This is a genomic window from Chitinophaga flava, assembly GCF_003308995.1.
In the GTDB taxonomy this organism is placed as follows: domain Bacteria; phylum Bacteroidota; class Bacteroidia; order Chitinophagales; family Chitinophagaceae; genus Chitinophaga; species Chitinophaga flava.
Genome location: NZ_QFFJ01000001.1, coordinates 1,947,786 through 1,963,748 on the forward strand (window position 1 = coordinate 1,947,786; position 15,963 = coordinate 1,963,748).

At 47.2% G+C, this 15,963-nt stretch carries 14 protein-coding genes; 8 read left to right on the forward strand and 6 right to left on the reverse strand.

Annotated features, from left to right (window positions below; genetic code table 11):
• Nucleotides 1-557 precede the first annotated feature (557 nt).
• From DF182_RS07815 to DF182_RS07840, 6 genes are all read left to right on the forward strand, one after another.
• Nucleotides 558-1,790, forward strand: coding sequence for a hypothetical protein (locus tag DF182_RS07815; protein ID WP_147243374.1), 1,233 nt, complete (start codon nt 558-560; stop codon nt 1,788-1,790).
• Nucleotides 1,791-1,814: 24 nt separating this feature from the next.
• Nucleotides 1,815-2,702 carry a hypothetical protein gene (locus DF182_RS07820; protein ID WP_113615088.1) on the forward strand — a complete coding sequence of 296 codons (888 nt, stop codon included), beginning with the start codon at nt 1,815-1,817 and terminating at the stop codon, nt 2,700-2,702.
• 83 nt (nt 2,703-2,785) lie between these two features.
• Nucleotides 2,786-3,601 (forward strand): AraC family transcriptional regulator, encoded by an 816-nt coding sequence (locus DF182_RS07825; RefSeq protein ID WP_113615089.1) that lies wholly within the window; start codon nt 2,786-2,788, stop codon nt 3,599-3,601.
• Between the two features lie 139 nt (nt 3,602-3,740).
• Entirely contained in the window at nt 3,741-4,439 is a 699-nt protein-coding gene (locus DF182_RS07830; RefSeq protein ID WP_113615090.1) for a hypothetical protein, read from the forward strand.
• Complete coding sequence (locus DF182_RS07835) at nt 4,436-5,401, forward strand: c-type cytochrome (protein WP_113615091.1); 966 nt, start codon at nt 4,436-4,438, stop codon at nt 5,399-5,401. Before DF182_RS07830 ends, DF182_RS07835 begins: the two co-directional genes overlap by 4 nt.
• Nucleotides 5,402-5,421: 20 nt before the next feature.
• Nucleotides 5,422-5,835, forward strand: a complete 414-nt coding sequence (locus DF182_RS07840) for a DsrE family protein (RefSeq protein ID WP_113616809.1) — start codon at nt 5,422-5,424, stop codon at nt 5,833-5,835.
• Nucleotides 5,836-5,924: 89 nt separating this feature from the next.
• Here the strand turns inward: DF182_RS07840 and DF182_RS07845 are convergent, their stop codons facing one another.
• Together DF182_RS07845 and DF182_RS07850 are read right to left on the reverse strand one after the other, a co-directional pair.
• A complete protein-coding gene (locus DF182_RS07845) occupies nt 5,925-6,164 on the reverse strand; it encodes a GlsB/YeaQ/YmgE family stress response membrane protein (RefSeq protein ID WP_113615092.1) in 240 nt (79 codons plus the stop codon).
• A gap of 97 nt (nt 6,165-6,261) precedes the next feature.
• On the reverse strand, nt 6,262-8,682 hold the full coding sequence (locus DF182_RS07850) for a DUF5686 and carboxypeptidase-like regulatory domain-containing protein (protein ID WP_161964087.1): 2,421 nt from the start codon (nt 8,680-8,682) through the stop codon (nt 6,262-6,264).
• 271 nt (nt 8,683-8,953) lie between these two features.
• Here DF182_RS07850 and DF182_RS07855 point away from each other — a divergent pair, with 271 nt between their 5' ends.
• Entirely contained in the window at nt 8,954-9,718 is a 765-nt protein-coding gene (locus DF182_RS07855) for a hypothetical protein (RefSeq protein ID WP_147243375.1), read from the forward strand.
• On the opposite strand, the gene DF182_RS07860 is transcribed toward DF182_RS07855, so the two are convergent.
• The 3 genes from DF182_RS07860 to DF182_RS07870 all read right to left on the reverse strand — a co-directional run bounded on the left by DF182_RS07860 (nt 9,706) and on the right by DF182_RS07870 (nt 12,939).
• A complete protein-coding gene (locus DF182_RS07860; RefSeq protein WP_113615095.1) occupies nt 9,706-11,181 on the reverse strand; it encodes a rhomboid family intramembrane serine protease in 1,476 nt (491 codons plus the stop codon). The genes DF182_RS07855 and DF182_RS07860 overlap by 13 nt on opposite strands.
• A gap of 96 nt (nt 11,182-11,277) precedes the next feature.
• Nucleotides 11,278-11,676: a hypothetical protein gene (locus DF182_RS07865; RefSeq protein WP_113615096.1), complete on the reverse strand. Its 399-nt coding sequence runs from the start codon at nt 11,674-11,676 to the stop codon at nt 11,278-11,280.
• Nucleotides 11,677-11,832: 156 nt separating this feature from the next.
• Entirely contained in the window at nt 11,833-12,939 is a 1,107-nt protein-coding gene (locus DF182_RS07870) for an alkene reductase (protein ID WP_113615097.1), read from the reverse strand.
• A gap of 101 nt (nt 12,940-13,040) precedes the next feature.
• Between DF182_RS07870 and DF182_RS07875 the strand changes: the two genes are divergently transcribed.
• The gene (locus tag DF182_RS07875; RefSeq protein ID WP_113615098.1) at nt 13,041-13,976 is read left to right on the forward strand and encodes a LysR family transcriptional regulator; all 936 of its coding nucleotides are present in this window, start codon (nt 13,041-13,043) and stop codon (nt 13,974-13,976) included.
• Nucleotides 13,977-14,036: 60 nt separating this feature from the next.
• Here the strand turns inward: DF182_RS07875 and DF182_RS07880 are convergent, their stop codons facing one another.
• Nucleotides 14,037-15,953 (reverse strand): SusD/RagB family nutrient-binding outer membrane lipoprotein, encoded by a 1,917-nt coding sequence (locus DF182_RS07880; RefSeq protein WP_113615099.1) that lies wholly within the window; start codon nt 15,951-15,953, stop codon nt 14,037-14,039.
• Nucleotides 15,954-15,963 lie beyond the last annotated feature (10 nt).

The following is a 15,963-nucleotide window of genomic DNA, read 5'->3' on the forward strand; positions in this document are numbered from 1 at the left end:
GAAAGGAATTAAATCCTGGTTTAACATATTATGAATATGTTAAATGCTTATAATTCAACTACTAAAACATAATGTTGAAGGGAAAGTGCATTTTATCGTGGAAGAAGCACATTACATCTAAAAAGTTTCACCCAGCGGGCTATAAACACCAAATTTGAAATCAGAAAACAACTAAATGCCAAATACTACTGACAACTAAATGCCAAACACGACAGCTATCATTCCCTGGGAAATTTACCCATAAAAATATTCAGACTATCCATATCAACCCTACTTTACATCCATCGTTGTTACCCCGCAGAGCAAAGGTAATAACAGGTAACCTGGCTGACGAGAGCACTCCTGTTGCTGCGGCGGCAGGAGTCCTCTTCCCGGCCACTTATCGGACCGGCAGACCAGGCTACCAGCTCTGAACAGGGTTTTTTATTTAGTACCGTAGCCTGTAGCCATGGACCTGTATGTCCTGAAAACCGCTGCTTCCTGGTCCGAATACCTTGCCAGAACTGATTACCCATCATCCCTAACAGTAACGATTATATCAAGAATAAGGTCTAAATATGATGAAGTTCAAGCTATCCAGGTTCACCATGGAAATATCCATCCCAGCATTTGAACAGGACCATGCTGCTGACAAACTACTGTACAGCACCCGGACCGGTAAGACCATTCGTATATCCCGACCGTACCTTGACATAATACATACCGGAGAACTTCAGGATCTGCCCATGCCCCTTTTCAGAACACTGATACAGCATGAAATGCTGGTGCCCTCTGATGAATACGAAACCGATACCATCATCACCCGCAACCTGTCTATCGCAGCTGATCATGCCATTAATACCACTACGCTGCTGTTACCGTTTCATCCGGAACCCGACAATATATTTATCACCCAGCTCCATCAGGGCATTGCCTCCGCATGCCGCCAACTGCCGGCTGCCGGCGTAAAAGATGTTAAACACACCATCCGGCTGCTGCTCGTACTCCAGGAACACAATATAGATCTGTCCTGGTTGCATCATCTCGACCAGCACCTGTTACAGCTGAGCAATACCTACCGGGTAGACTTTGCCTTTCAGCTACTTTACCTTCATCCGGAAGACGCCTTTGTTGCCCCCTCTTTAAAACATACCATACAAAACAACATCCACCTGGTAATCGGCAATCTGTGGCAGCCAAAACGTATAGACAATACCGTTATTATGCTGCTACACCTGTCCAAACAACTGGAATCCATTCCCCACCTGCAGCTCAGCATTACCCTGCTCATTACCGGCAACTGCTGGACTAACTGGGATACCCAGATGATCAATATATTACAACGGCTGTCTGCCCTGCCACAGGCCACCCTTTTCTGTTATCCCGACCTGTCTGAAGCCGATGAACTGGCTTTCATGAAATTCATGAGCGCCCAGAATATCCGTTGTGAATGGCTCCCGCCAGCGACCTTCAGCGTAAGACCCGATATGCAGGTGAGCCTCCAGCAATTATTGGAAAACAGCCTCCAACCCGGCACTATACAGATACTCAAAGTACCGGCCGTACTGGAACAGGAAGAACTGTACCGCCTTCACCAATATCCTTCTACCAGAATGTTTGCCCAGTATTATACCGATACGTTTGTTCAACACCTGTTTGCTACCGGCTGCCCTTGCAGGTATTGCCAGCAACTACCGCTCTGCGGCGGCAACACACTGAAAACAGATGACAGCAACGACGATTGCCCTGTCTTCAGCAGAAATCTGCCCAACCGCGTATTACTCTCTGCCGGCCTGCTTCCAAAGCTGTAACCCGCCGGATTCTAAAAAAAGTCTATGCTCAATAAGATTACACCGACTGCCCTCCATACCACCGGAGCCAAACTGGAAGATTACTCCCACGAGCTGTTACTGAAACCGCTCAGCCATCATGAAAAATGTACCTTCCATGCCATATCCAGCTATAATACCAAAGGCCTCCATCACGCCAAAGGCGGCCGCCTCCATCAGGCAGACCATTACTTCACCAGAAGTAAACACTATATGGACAAACTGCCCATCCATACCCATCTCTGGCATGTGTTGCAACTGGATTATCTGTTGAAAAAAACCTATTACCTCTATAAAACCCGCAACCTGAGCGCCGCCACTGCCATGGTGGAAGATACCATGCTGCTCTTCAAACATATGGAAGCCAAAGGCTATCACCATCTGTTTTTTGAGCGGATACAACAATACCATCATGTTGCCCATATCGCATTCGCCGGCGGTAAAGCAGCACAGGCCGTTCAAACAGCCTCCCAGATCCTGATCTTCCTGCTTAGCGGCAGCGCCCCCTTACTCCCCGACCTCAAAATCCCTGCAGCCGAACATGCAGCCTACTACCAGCAACGAGGCAATCTATCCTTCTATCAGGTGATGCCCCAAACACTAAAGCAACTGACCAAACAATTACACGGTCCGCTTTTCCTGCATCACGCACATCATTTTCTGGTAGACCTCATACCGGCTGTACAACATTATCAACCCCGGACAACAGAGCAGGAGCTCATCCGCAACTATGTAATGCTTTTTGAAAGTTTCTGCCTGCAACAATACAGCACCTTCCATCAGCAGGCTTCCGCTTTCCTCGAAGCAGACAACGGTTTCCCTGATGATGCCAGAATAAGCCTCCAGCTGTTTGTACAGGCCGCCAGAAAAGCTTTACAGGGAATGGTCAACTAATCCGTTCGTTAAACAGTTACGGTTTCCTTCAGGAAATTTTGTGACCTTTGTGCTGCATTGGGTCCCCCCTCAAGCGCCTGAATATGTTTAAAATCCGGCATTTTCAGCCTCATGGGTTGCTTCACAACTACATTCGCTCCTATCAGGTCCTGGAAAGCGATTTCCCGGAAGAAAGCAACAGGCGCATGACCCTTTTACCACACTACAGCCAGCACCTGTTATTTAACCTCGGACAGGAAAAAACCGTTTATGATATACATCACCGGCAATACCTCGCTCCTGCTATTGTAACAGGACCACACGACAGCATCCGCGAATGGTATATTGCACCAGGCATGAAACACCTGGTAGTCAGCCTTCAACCTGGTGCCTGGTACAGGTTTTTCAGAATTCCGCCCCATCTGTGCTGTAATAAAAGTACTGACCTGTCTGTATTCCTCGGCCCGCAGATCCTTGAAACAGGGCATCATATCAGGGCCTGCAACAATCCCGAACAACAGGTCCATATCCTCGAATCCTATCTTCTGGAACAGCTGAGCACACAAAAACATTTCGCCGGAAGAAATATTGAAGAAGTCATACAGCTCATCCTCGCAGCCAATGGCAATATCACCATCCGGCAACTGGAAACAGCCGTATTCCTCACCAAACGTACACTGGAACGGACCTTCCTTGAACAAACCGGACTGCATCTGAAAATGTTTTGCCGTATTGTACGTTTCCGCAAAGCCATAGAATATCTGACCAGGATGCGCTATCCTAACTGGGGCCTGCTGGCCAGTCAAACCGGCTATTGTGACCAGACACATTTTATCAATGAGTTCCGCTATTTCACCCGTTGCCTGCCCCATCAGTTTTCGGGCGTGATGCAAGACGCAGACCAGCTGTGGACGCTATAAATTTTGTCACTTTTATCCGACATGCCACTGTTTTAATTATCTACATTTATTTTCCGTTCTCTTCAGGTATTTGCCCACATCATATGGAAAAGAGGCCTATTATAAAAGCCGATCCTTGTACACCTCTAAATCAAATGTTATGAACAATCCAAGTAATGGGGGTACCAACCGCCGTGATTTTCTGGGGAAGATGATCGCAGGAGCGACCATGCTGAGTATACCTTCTTTTTCCTTTGCTATTGGGGATGCTGTAGATCAGGAAAGCAAACATATGACCACCAACAGCGCTGAAAACTGGCTAAGTAAAATCAAAGGGAAACACAGGATGGTACTGGATGTCCCACAACCCCACGGAATATATCCTTTCGCCTGGCCCAGAGTATTTCTGATCTCCAATCATGCTGCTGGTACGCCTGAAAAAGATTGTTGCGCTGTAGTTGTACTACGGCATGAAGCGATCCCTTATGCCCTGAAAAATGAGCTATGGGAAAAATACAAACTGGGTGAAATGTTCAAAATAGATGATCCTAAAACCCAAGCGGCAGCCACACGGAATCCTTTCTGGGAGCCTAAAGCAGGCGATTACGCTGTTCCGGGCATCGGCAATGTGGCTATTGGTATCAATGATCTGCAATCCAGTGGTGTACTGTTCGGCGCCTGTAATATGGCGATTACAGTGTACAGTGCTGTGGCAGCACAAAAAATGTCTCTCGATCCACAGGTAGTGAAAAAAGAATGGATAGATGGTATGTTGCCCGGCGTACAGCTGCTGCCTTCCGGATTGTGGGCCATCACACGGGCACAGGAAAAGAACTGTGGTTATTGTTTTGCAGGATGAAAAAAATAAAATGGCGTACGGTAATACTATCAGGACTGTTTGCCGTAAGCCTGGTATTGGTGATCAGACAACTTTTACGCCGCTCCAACGTGTGGGTGGAAGGTGAAGAAGATTTGTGGATGGCGCCGGATACCGCCTCCATTCCCCATACCACCGAAGGCGAGCGGATACGATATGGCCGTGAACTGATAGCGCATACCGCGCAGTATCTTGGCCCGCATGGCAGCATAGCTGCCATCAGCAATGGCATGAATTGCCAGAACTGCCACCTCGATGCCGGCACCAGGCCCTGGGGTAACAACTACGGCAGTACGGCCACCTTGTATCCCAAATTCAGAGCCCGCAGCGGTACGGTGGAGTCGATAGAAAAAAAAGTAAACGATTGTTTTGTCCGTAGTCTCAATGGCCAGGCACTCGACAGCAACAGCCACGAGCTACAGGCTATCATCGCTTATATACATTGGCTTGGAAAAGATCTGCCCAAAGGCTATAAAACACCCGGCAGCGGTATCAGAGACCTGGAATATCTTCCAATACCGGCAGACACCTCGAAAGGAAAGATCGTTTTCCTGCAAAAATGCCAGCGCTGCCACGGCCCCGATGGTGCAGGCGAACTTAAACCCGGCAGCACAGAATACCTGTATCCTCCGCTCTGGGGGCAAAACAGCTATAACACCGGAGCCGGACTATACAGAATATCCAGATTCGCCGGTTATGTCAAATACAACATGCCGCTGGGCACCAATTATCAGCATCCGCAACTCAGCGATGAAGAAGCCTGGAACGTGGCGGCTTTTGTCAACTCACAGCCCCGGCCGGAAAAAGCATTCCCGGCCGACTGGCCCGATATCCGTACCAAACCGCCCGATCATCCTTTCGGCCCATTCAGCGATACTTACTCCGCTATACAACACAAATACGGGCCCTTCGGCCCTATCGCCCGGCAGCATAAAAAAAAGTAATCCACCTAAAAATGATCATTATGAAAAAGCTGCTCATCACTTTTACACTTTTACTGGGCTACATTTTCTGCTATGCACAAGCAGACTACAAAGTAATCTTCGATATCACCAGTAAAAGCCCCGAAGCACAAAACACCATTATACGGCAACTCAATGGTATCCTGAAAGGCAATCCCAACGCACAACTCGAAGTAGCCGTATACGGAGATGCCCTCGACATGGTACTGAAGGATAAATCAAAAGTAGAACCCGCCATCTCCGAGCTCATCAAAAATCATAAAAACCTGAACATTAAAGTATGTGGCGCCACCATGAAAAGAAACAACAAAAACGCCAGTGAACTGATTCCCGGCGTACAGGTTGTTCCCGACGCCATCTATGAAATCATCACTAAACAAAAAGAAGGATGGGGATATATTAAAGTAGCAGAATGATTTTTAAAACAAAAAATATTTACGTATATCCATAAACGTTAAGCGCCGGCCATATCACGGCCGGCGCAATTTTTTTTGACAGTCTGTTATCACCCTCGCTTTACCAGCCGGACCAACCATATCAGAATGATAGATCCTACCAGGGCAGTTATCAGCGAACCTATCAGGCCATTGCCCATATGAAGGCCCAGCTTACCAAACAGCCAGCCACCCAGCCAGCCGCCAACAATACCCACAAGGATATCTACGATAATCCCGAACCCTTCACCACGCATCAGTTTACCGGCAAGCCAACCGGCAATACCGCCGATAATAATAGTCCAGATCATAAAGTAATGTTTTAAATGTTACTTCAATTTATGCATAATTTTCATGTTATTTAATATTTTTTGTTAATACGTATTATTTTCCGGGTCAGATGGCATATCAGAACTGTAATCTGAAACTTCCAAACAGGCCGAAACTGCTGTAAGACACATTTCCCTTCTGCGGATAAAGCCGCCATACAGCATCTACCCGGAAGAAACGGAAAATGTTATCAAAGCCGGTACCTAGTTCGGTATACACCTTCCCATCCAGGGAGCGCATACCATAACGGCCATATTCTATCTGATTGTATACACGGTTAGCATGAGACAGGTCGCCTATTACAGCCTTTGCATTCCAGAACTGACGAATACCCGTCTTACGCATAAAAGGCAACAGGTTCAATAGTTTGCCATTGAAGTTATGTTCTATATTGAAGCCTGCATAACGATCACTCACAAACTCATATTTATTCATCAGGCTGAAAGCATCTTTATTATAGTAATAGGTTTCATTACCCGGATGGATCTGCAGTAATACAAACGGCAGTTTGTCTGCAAAAATCCTTCCGGCATAAATCATATAATTCACGCGCCCCCAGCGATTAAGCGGAAACTGTTGCTGAATACTGAAGTTGACTTTGTGATACTGATACCGGCTGTTGAGCACACCGGCCGGAGCCACTGCATAAGCCACATCAATCACCGGCTGATTACTTTTCACTCTGCGCGTTTTACGGAAAGTGCGGATTTCCTTCTCTCCCGGAGCATACCGGAAGCCCAGCCTGAACTCCGCATTCACTATATGACTTCTGTCGTTGGGAGATGACCGGAATATACTATGCGGAGGCAGCGGATCATAGGTGGTATACTGGCTGCGCGAAACAGTGCCCTGCAAGGAGAATTGCTCAGGGAATCTCTTCCTTACCGTCAGCTGCATTTCCTGCTCGCGGGTAAATTTCTGCGGAATACCGTGCCGGCGTACCAGCTGGCCAAAGATATTATCGAGAGACACTTCTTCTCCATTAAAGCCACGCTGATTGTTATCAAGATCATCTTTGTAGGAAGCCAGCGTACTCCAGCCTTTATCTCCAGGCCATATATAGGCTACTGCCATTTTTCCTTTCAGAGATTCATCTTTTGTACCGTAGGCCAGATAACCATACAATCGCAGATTACGACTAAATTCCGGTGTAGTGCCCAGATCAAAACGGAAACGCAGTCCTTCGATCCTGTTGCGGCTGATCCATTTATACCAGGGACCTATTTCTACATTGCCCATTTTAATATGCCCATCCACCAGGAAGGTAACGGTGTTGCTGAGCTTTTTAAAAGCGGGCATCGATTTTAGTGTATCCACTAACGTTATAGCATGTTTTTCATTGGTGGTCAGCGGATCAGGGCGGTGTTGTTCCAGATAATTTTTGCCGATAACGGTGGCACTGTCTGGTATCACTAGTTCTTCCTTACGGCGGTTCTCATTCAGTTTCCGGACGATAAAATCCTGGTCCACAGCGATGTTACGGTACAGCGTTGTCTTTCTGCCGATAAAGGTTGTTTTTTCTTTTCCCAGGAAAGCCAGCTCCACGATAAAGCGGTCTTTAGTCACTACCCATTCTTTTTCGTTGCGCTGGCTGAATTCCTGGATAATGTCCAGTCTTTTTACGAAGTTAATGTTCACTGCTCCGGACACAGAAAGGCTGATCTTCTGCAAAGCCCAGGTGGAAGCCTGTATCCAACAATCGCCGGAGAAAAGGTTTTCTCCTTCCCGCCGGGGCGTAAAGGCAAGATGAAAATATTGCTGACCGTTTTGTATAACGGTGTCCAGTCCTTTGTAATGGTAGTAGCGGTCGCCTACGTTGCTGACCGGGCTGATAAATTCCCGTCCGAAGATAGACAGGTAGTTATCATAGGTATTTATTTTTTGGTTGATGCCTCCCAGGTATTGCATCACCGACTCGTTTTTGATACCGCTGGTGTTTAAGGCCCGGATCTCTTCCCTCACTTTGGACGGAGAGCCGGCCACATAATAATCTGAAACGGATTCGCTGAGAAACACCGGCAGGAAAGGCTTTGTTTCGGAGGTGGTATCTACCCGCTGGGTTACAAAGGTATATGGTTTCATGATACGCGAACGTTCCCAGCGTTGTTTGTTGATATTGGAGAGATCTATCTCCAGTTTATTATACAGTTCTGCGTAATAACTATTGTAATGTCCGGGTGCATTCTCTGGCCGGTGGGCTACTACCTGCCGCCACCATACCAGCCCTTTGTCCATTTTGGCTTTTACTTCTACCCCCACGTTCATGGTGGCTTCCATTTGTATTACCAGTGGCTCCTGGTCCGTAGCGGCCAGTGGTATAGCTTTCGTAACATATCCCACATAGCGGACGATCATCGTATCGCTGGTCCGGGTGCTTCTCTTTAATTTAAATTCGCCGGCACTGTCTGTCATTACACCATGATCGGCGTATTTCCAGTACACGGTAGCAAATGGTAATGGTTCCTCTGTGAATTTGTTCACCACTTTTCCTCGGGTCATCGCGGAACCTTGTCCACAAACCATTCGGGCTGACAACAGTAAGCAAAAAAACACGGCCCATCCCTTGCAAGTACAGATGAAGGTTTGCAGCATCAAAAACAGTTGTAGTACTATTAAGACGATAAATAATGCCACCCCCTCCATTGCACAGACAGAAATATTGAATGAGTAATACAGATAATTGAAAATATGCCTGCTCCCGTTTAAACGATTTCCGCTGTTGTCACAATATGCCCACCTTTAACCCATAAAATCAAAATATAAGAAAAGTATGAAGCCATTACTATTTCTACTGCTAATATTAACAATTCCTTATCAAGGCAGATGCCAAACAGGTAAGGCGTATCTCATGCACCAGCTGGCCAAAGGGGATTCCCTGGCCAATATTTACTCAAGGACTATCACCTATTCCGGAGACAGTTTCGCCCCCCTGGTATTCAGAATCAGTGGTACCAGCACTTACCAGGTGACAGACAACAATCCCCTGAAACCGGTATTCCAGGAAGCCGACCTCTACGACGGCCGCCCCATCAGCCGCTCCGTTTCGATCATCGGCCTCAATGGCACCAATACCTACCAGGATAAAACCTATACCAATACCAGCGCCAGCGGCCTGTTATACAACGAATTGATCTGGGGGGCCATACCTGTCAACGTCCACGAAGGAGATACCTGGCAAAACAAAATTACCGTCCCCTGGGAACTGGGCGGCGTGGGTACACAAACAGTAAAAGTCATCTCACTGGATGAACAACATCAGACCATCACCCTGCAAAGAGAAGGTTATAGTGAAGGACCACATGACAACGACCCCAAACAACTCGACATCACCACCCTGGATGGGAAAAAACAACGGCTGCAGCTCAGGACCGGCACTTCCCACTGGACAGGCCTCACCACCTTCCGTAAAGGTATCGTGATCAGCGATGAACTGATCGTCACCAGACCCATCCTGCTTTCCGACAAGAACGTACAATTTAACGGACAGCACCGGGAATACATATTATTGAACGCTATGCCATATCAGCCTTTATAAACAGCCACGTCACGATACTTCCGGTAGTACAGCATACCCAGCAGTATGCCACATGCCAGCCCACCCAGGTCGGCAGCGCTATCGGAAGTACCTTTTAAGCCCAGTAATAGTCCTAATACCACCACCGCCAGGCACCCCATCGCATACAATAGATTGGTACCGGTATCTTTCGAAAACACGCCCGCGAAAACAAACACCAGCAAAAAACCCCAACAGCCCTGCACCGCGCCGGAAGCCCCGAAAGTGAGATAGTCAGGATATATAACCATACTCATAATATTTCCGGCAATTCCGCATATCAGCCATAACAACAAACACTTCCATTTCAGCAACGGTTCCAGTATAAAACCTGCCAGGTAAAAAGCAACGACGTAGAAGCCCTGTAAAAAGGTAATATTCAGAAAAATACTGAGTACCAACCGCCACCACTGGCCCCCTAGTACCAGTGGCCGTGAACTGACGCCCAACACTGTCAGATCAGAGGCCATAGCATGTGTTATCAGCCCTAAGAACAAAGAGGTGCCCATCATCCAGGCAAGCAGATTAGTGGCTGGCCATCTCCAGTCTGGTGGCTGCTTTCCGGACGGCATCTTTAATTCCGTATACAAACTCATGATCAGCCAGAGTACCAGAAAAACAGTGACAGTACCAAAAATCCAGGGTAAAAAACTATCTGCCCGCATACCAAACGATTTCCTGACAGGCATCAGCACAATATTTTCCGGAGCCTGGAACCAGAGGTTCCTGGCGGCTGCCTGCAGAAACAAGGGCCGCTCGTTGGTATTACCCAACCGTTCGAGATAAACAAAATCCTTCAAATCAGCAGCCTGAAATTTCTGTTCACACAACAACGCATACTGACGGCAACGCCGGTCTTTTTCCTCATCTGATAAACGATTGCTGATGGTTGTCTGATATATTAAACCATACCAGGCCAAACACTGGGTACTAACGGTATCCCGCGCCCCGTCCAATAACGGAGCAGTAATATAAATGTGGTAAACATACTGTGTATTATGCTTTCCTTCTATGGTAACATAGGCCCATGCTGAAGCACGCTGTTTGTCGATATACAGTTTATTGACCTGATAAGCAGCAGCATTATGTTGTGTGATCTCACTGATTGTATTCAGCTTTACCAGTCTTTCATTTATTTTTCGTATATACGATTGGGTTATAAGTGCAGGAACAATTATTCCCAGGGTCACCACAGAATAATACAGCACATCAGCTTTCCCATTACGGAATGAAAACATTTTAATGCGGGGCCACATCCATATCCAAGCAGGTACTACACCCAATACAACCGGCAGTCCGAAATCGAGTATTTCTTCCCGTACCGGGAAAACAGCATAATGGGTAAACAACAACCAGTTCAGGAAGCTGTATCCTGTTATAAATAACAGGAGTATCCACAGAAAGGGAAGGAAAAACGTCTTTATTCGGTAGATTTTGGAAGGCATAGGGAATCGTTATCTATGCAAAGGTAACCACTGTTGCAGAGATACAACAGCAATGGTTAAAAACCGGACTGACCATACGGGCCAGTCCATGTTTTTTTACAACGTTGCTGTCACCGATTTGGCGCCATAGATCATTCCAAAGCCATCATTCGTAACGCCGGTGAGGCTGATGTAGAAAGTGCCGGTAGTGCCAAAATCAGTACCATTTACAGACAGCATAGCAATGCCGTTCACCACCTGGGTGGCAGAGAAACGTGCCACCACGTTCCCGTCTTTTTCGATAGTCCATTTGGCATTATCAGGCAGGGTAGCCCCATGCAGGTCCACCGAATAACCGTAAGGGCCGGTAGACAGACTGATAGTGGAAGGGCCCTGCATGTTGATAAATCTTTTGCCGGCAACTACCGGTTTTGCAGGCGTTCCATTGTTGGCACGAGTGGTACCTACACCCAGAGACAATGCGGTGATGGCGCAAACAAAGAGGATTGTTTTCATGAAGCGGATATTTGGATAAACGAAAAAAATGATTGTTATCCAATATAGGCAGAACGGAGAATTATAAGGGGTATTTCAAACGATAACGGCTACACGTAGTGCCATGGCTGGTCCGGCTTTGCGGAACAACCATGGCCGGCTTATCATGCCACTATACTATACTTGTGCCGGTACCGGCTGCTGATAAAAAGCGTAATCAAGGTACCCTTTTTCGGTGCCACCAAAGAAGGTGGTCTTATCGGGCGTATTCATCGGGAGATCGTGTTGCAGACGATAAGGCAGGTCGGGGTTGGCGATAAAGGGTCTGCCGAAACCGATCAGGTCTGCCCATCCCTTTTGCAATGCTTCTTCAGCTCTTGCTTTGGTATATTTACCGGAATAGATCATGGTACCGGAGAAGGCTTTGCGGTAAGCTTCCTTAAAATCTGCAGACATCACCGGCGCATCGTCCCAGTCGGCTTCTGCAACGTGGATATAGGCAACACCTATTTCATTCAGCATTTTAGCAGCTGCGATATAGGTTACTTCCGGATGGTCATCCTGCGCCCCCATCAGCGTGGTAAGCGGTGCCTGACGTACGCCAACTCTTTCTTTTCCGATAGCATCGGCCACAGCAGTTGCCACTTCTCTGAGGAAACGTAATCTGTTTTCCAGGGAGCCACCGTATTCATCAGTACGATGATTGGTTTGTGAGTCAATGAATTGTTCGATCAGGTAACCATTGGCCCCATGCAGCTCGACACCGTCAAATCCGGCGGCGATGGCGTTTCTGGCAGCCTCAGCATATTCTTTAACGATGGCTTTGATTTCCGGGATACTCAGTTCGCGAGGCATGGAATGCTGTTCCATAAGCACGCCGCCGGTAGGTCCGGGTAGCGCTACTTTCACGCCTTCGGCGAGGATAGCGGAAGGGGCCACTGGCGCGGCACCGTCTGGTTGCAGTGATACATGTGATACCCTGCCCACATGCCATAACTGGGCAAATATGCGTCCGCCTTTCTGGTGTACGGCGGTGGTTACTTTTTTCCAGCCGGCTACCTGTTCGGGGCTATAGATACCAGGTGTCCAGGCATAACCCTGGCCCTGACGGCTGATCTGTGTGCCTTCTGCGATGATGAGGCCGGCAGAAGCTCTTTGTCCGTAATATTCGGCCATCATATCAGTGGCAGCATCTCCCTGGCCAGCTCTGGAGCGGGTCATGGGTGGCATTACAATTCTGTTATTCAGTGTAATTTTTCCTATGGTATGTTGTGTAAAAAGCATGTCTAAATCGTTTTTAAAATTTCACAGGACAAAATTCCTAAAGATTAACCTATCATCAAAATAAGTTAAATTGTATCTTTGCATCAGAAAAATGATAGAATATGAATCTTAATATGGAATGGCTGCGGACCTTTAAAACTATCTACGAGAAAGGTACTCTTACCGCAGCAGCACAGGCTTTATATATTTCGCAACCCGGCGTCAGCCTGCACCTCAATTCCCTGGAGGCAGCCACCGGCTACACATTATTTGACCGCTCTGCTAAAAAGATGGTACCTACCGAAAGGGCTAAGGTGTTGTACAACTTTATCCAGGAGCCTATGGGCCGCCTCGAAATGGCAGAACAGGTGTTTCACCGCAGCAGCCGGGAAGGCCGCGCCACCATCAGTATTGGTATGTGTTTCGAGACCTTTCAGTTCACCCTCGAAAGATATATTTCTTCTCTTCCGTTTAATGTGATCGTCAAATTCGGCTTATACCCCGAAATGATCCACGACCTCGACAAAGGCGTACTGGACATGATCGTGACGCCAGAGAAAACTGATCAGCCCAGCCTCGAATTCAAACCTTTCTCCAAAGAAAAAATCGTGATGGTATGCGGCTCCAATACCAATATAAAACAGCTTAAAACACTGCTGAAAGAAGCCAATGTAAAAGACGAACAGCTTAAATCCGCCAGGATAGCGGAAGTAGAACAATGGCTCAAACAACAGATATGGTATAGCACCGCTGCTGACATGGAACATCTCAAACGTTTCTGGAAGTTTAACCTGCGGCATAACATCGACTTCAAACCCAACTACATTGTGCCCAATATCAGCTCTATTGTGCGCTGTCTGGGTGGCAACGAAGGGTTTGCCATCATACCCGATTTTCTTTGCCGGGATGAGATTAAAAGCGGTAAAATAAAAGTAGTATGGGACGGGGATGTTTGTGTGGAAAACACACTTTATTTCGGGTCAAGGAAAAAGACCATCTACAACAAGGAAATAAAAATGGTGGAAGATATCTTCCTGAAAGAAATGGCAGCTTTATAAATAAAGGGGGCTGACCATGATGATGGTCAGCCCCGGTGACAGTTATGGTTTAGGCAAAAATTATTGTTTTTTAGCCCACCACAGCGGTGTAGTGATTTCTTCTGCACCACCCAGGTTTTGTACGGCCTGATCATATCCTTTTGGATTGGTATTTCTTACCAGAGCAGGATACTTGATACGCTGCGGGAAATTTTTCACGCTGCTGGTCATGTAGTTGGAAGAGCTGAGGGCCGGCAGACCAGGCAGTGCCTGCTCTACGTTCGGATTCTCGAAGAATGGCAATCCCAGTCTGCGTTGATCATTCCATGCTTCCAGCGGTAACCATGGCATTTGCGCAATATATTTCTGCGTAATGATTTTGGTCAGCTGGTCATTTTTCGCAGATCCGTTTTTATACAGATTGTTAACCGGATATTTGATCTCTACAGTGCCAGGTGCGCCAGTATAACCATTTTTGAAGTTCATGGTATGGCTTACCGGAGGCTCAGCAATATGATCAAAGTTTACGGAAGTACCTACTGTGTTGTAATCGTTGGAGGCCAGGTAAGTGCCCAGGAAGTTGGATACGCCCCAGTATTCGAAGTTCAGTGCGATACCTTTTTCATAGGCTGCTTTAGCAGATACCGGAACATTCCATCCTCTTACTGCTGCTTCCGCAATCAGGAACTGTACTTCCCATGGAGCGAAGAAGATACGTTTGCTGGTGCTGCTACGGAACTGCTGGCTCATGCGGGGATAAGCTGCAGGCCAGAAGTAGGAACGGTTGTTGGTTCCTTTATCACCCCAGTCACCGTTGGTAGAGCCATTCCAGGCCATTTTACCATCCAGTAATACAGCAGTGTCTGTAGAATTTTTCATCAGCGGACGTGCTGTTTGTTCCCAGGCCTTACGGTTCCAGGAAGGATAGCGGCAGAAGTTAGTATTGGAGAAATCACCACCAGGGATAAACGCTTTATAGGCACGTGGATCGATGGTCTGAGGCAGACCGTCAAACCAGAAACCAGCCAGCGGATCATTGGAAGTGGTAGGGAAATGGTCAGTCAGTTGCAGACCTGCCCAGTCAGCGGGTCTGATATAAGGCTGGTAAACAGCATCTGTCAGCTGATCAGCAGTTTTAACACTACCTAAACCGTTATAGAGATTCTCCATGGTAGTAGACATCATCTGCTCATTCCACTCACGGCTCATTACACCGGTCAGCGCGTCCCATCCTGGTTTTTCCTGTACCTGGAAGGCCTGGCTCATATCGGTGATCAGATCGCCGGATACCGCAGCTTCAAACTCTGCTTTGGCTTTGGCAGGATCTACTTCAGACAGGCGCATAGCCAGACGCAAACGCATGGAGTTAGCATAACGCTGCCATTTTTTGAAATCGTAACTATAGGCAGGATCCAGTTTTTTCATGGCATCCGTAGGAGCCTGGTCTGTTTTCAGCTTGGCACTGGCATCTTTCAGTTCAGCCAGCAGATAATAATACACATCCTTTACACTCGCAAAGTCAGGATTAGTGCTCTTATAAGCATCTATAGCAACAGGTCCGTAGTTGTCGGACAGTTCGCTCAACAGATAAGCACGCCAGATACGGGCTACCTGCAGGAGATTGGCGGTATATTCATTGATAGATCCGGACTGGATTTTCTGTTCACCCAGCTGAATGGCAGCATTAATACTGGTGAGCCAGCCGGTACAGGAAGTATAATAAGCATTGGACCATTCATCATTTCCGATACCGGAAGTAATACCATCATCCAGTTGCTGGTGTGCGGCAGCTTTCCAGATCAGTACGAAGGAACGTTCAGCTACACCCGGGTCCATCTGTGCATTGATGATAGAACCATTGATCAGAAACTCTTCCTGCACCTGGTTTTCATTAGCTTCCTTCGGGTTTTTGTTCAGGTCTTCAAATTTATTACAGGCAGACAACAGCATGGAAAAAGCTGCCAATGACAAACCTGATTTTATGATGATTCTTTTCATTTCAGTTGCA

What these genes read in the sequence shown, in the direction of transcription:
- DF182_RS07815 (WP_147243374.1), top strand. Translation starts at nt 558, where the DNA reads ATGATGAAGTTCAAGCTATCCAGGTTCACCATGGAAATATCCATCCCA.
- DF182_RS07820 (WP_113615088.1), top strand. Translation starts at nt 1,815, where the DNA reads ATGCTCAATAAGATTACACCGACTGCCCTCCATACCACCGGAGCCAAA.
- DF182_RS07825 (WP_113615089.1), top strand. Translation starts at nt 2,786, where the DNA reads ATGTTTAAAATCCGGCATTTTCAGCCTCATGGGTTGCTTCACAACTAC.
- DF182_RS07830 (WP_113615090.1), top strand. Translation starts at nt 3,741, where the DNA reads ATGAACAATCCAAGTAATGGGGGTACCAACCGCCGTGATTTTCTGGGG.
- DF182_RS07835 (WP_113615091.1), top strand. Translation starts at nt 4,436, where the DNA reads ATGAAAAAAATAAAATGGCGTACGGTAATACTATCAGGACTGTTTGCC.
- DF182_RS07840 (WP_113616809.1), top strand. Translation starts at nt 5,422, where the DNA reads ATGAAAAAGCTGCTCATCACTTTTACACTTTTACTGGGCTACATTTTC.
- DF182_RS07845 (WP_113615092.1), bottom strand. Translation starts at nt 6,164, where the DNA reads ATGATCTGGACTATTATTATCGGCGGTATTGCCGGTTGGCTTGCCGGT.
- DF182_RS07850 (WP_161964087.1), bottom strand. Translation starts at nt 8,682, where the DNA reads ATGACCCGAGGAAAAGTGGTGAACAAATTCACAGAGGAACCATTACCA.
- DF182_RS07855 (WP_147243375.1), top strand. Translation starts at nt 8,954, where the DNA reads ATGAAGCCATTACTATTTCTACTGCTAATATTAACAATTCCTTATCAA.
- DF182_RS07860 (WP_113615095.1), bottom strand. Translation starts at nt 11,181, where the DNA reads ATGCCTTCCAAAATCTACCGAATAAAGACGTTTTTCCTTCCCTTTCTG.
- DF182_RS07865 (WP_113615096.1), bottom strand. Translation starts at nt 11,676, where the DNA reads ATGAAAACAATCCTCTTTGTTTGCGCCATCACCGCATTGTCTCTGGGT.
- DF182_RS07870 (WP_113615097.1), bottom strand. Translation starts at nt 12,939, where the DNA reads ATGCTTTTTACACAACATACCATAGGAAAAATTACACTGAATAACAGA.
- DF182_RS07875 (WP_113615098.1), top strand. Translation starts at nt 13,041, where the DNA reads ATGAATCTTAATATGGAATGGCTGCGGACCTTTAAAACTATCTACGAG.
- DF182_RS07880 (WP_113615099.1), bottom strand. Translation starts at nt 15,953, where the DNA reads ATGAAAAGAATCATCATAAAATCAGGTTTGTCATTGGCAGCTTTTTCC.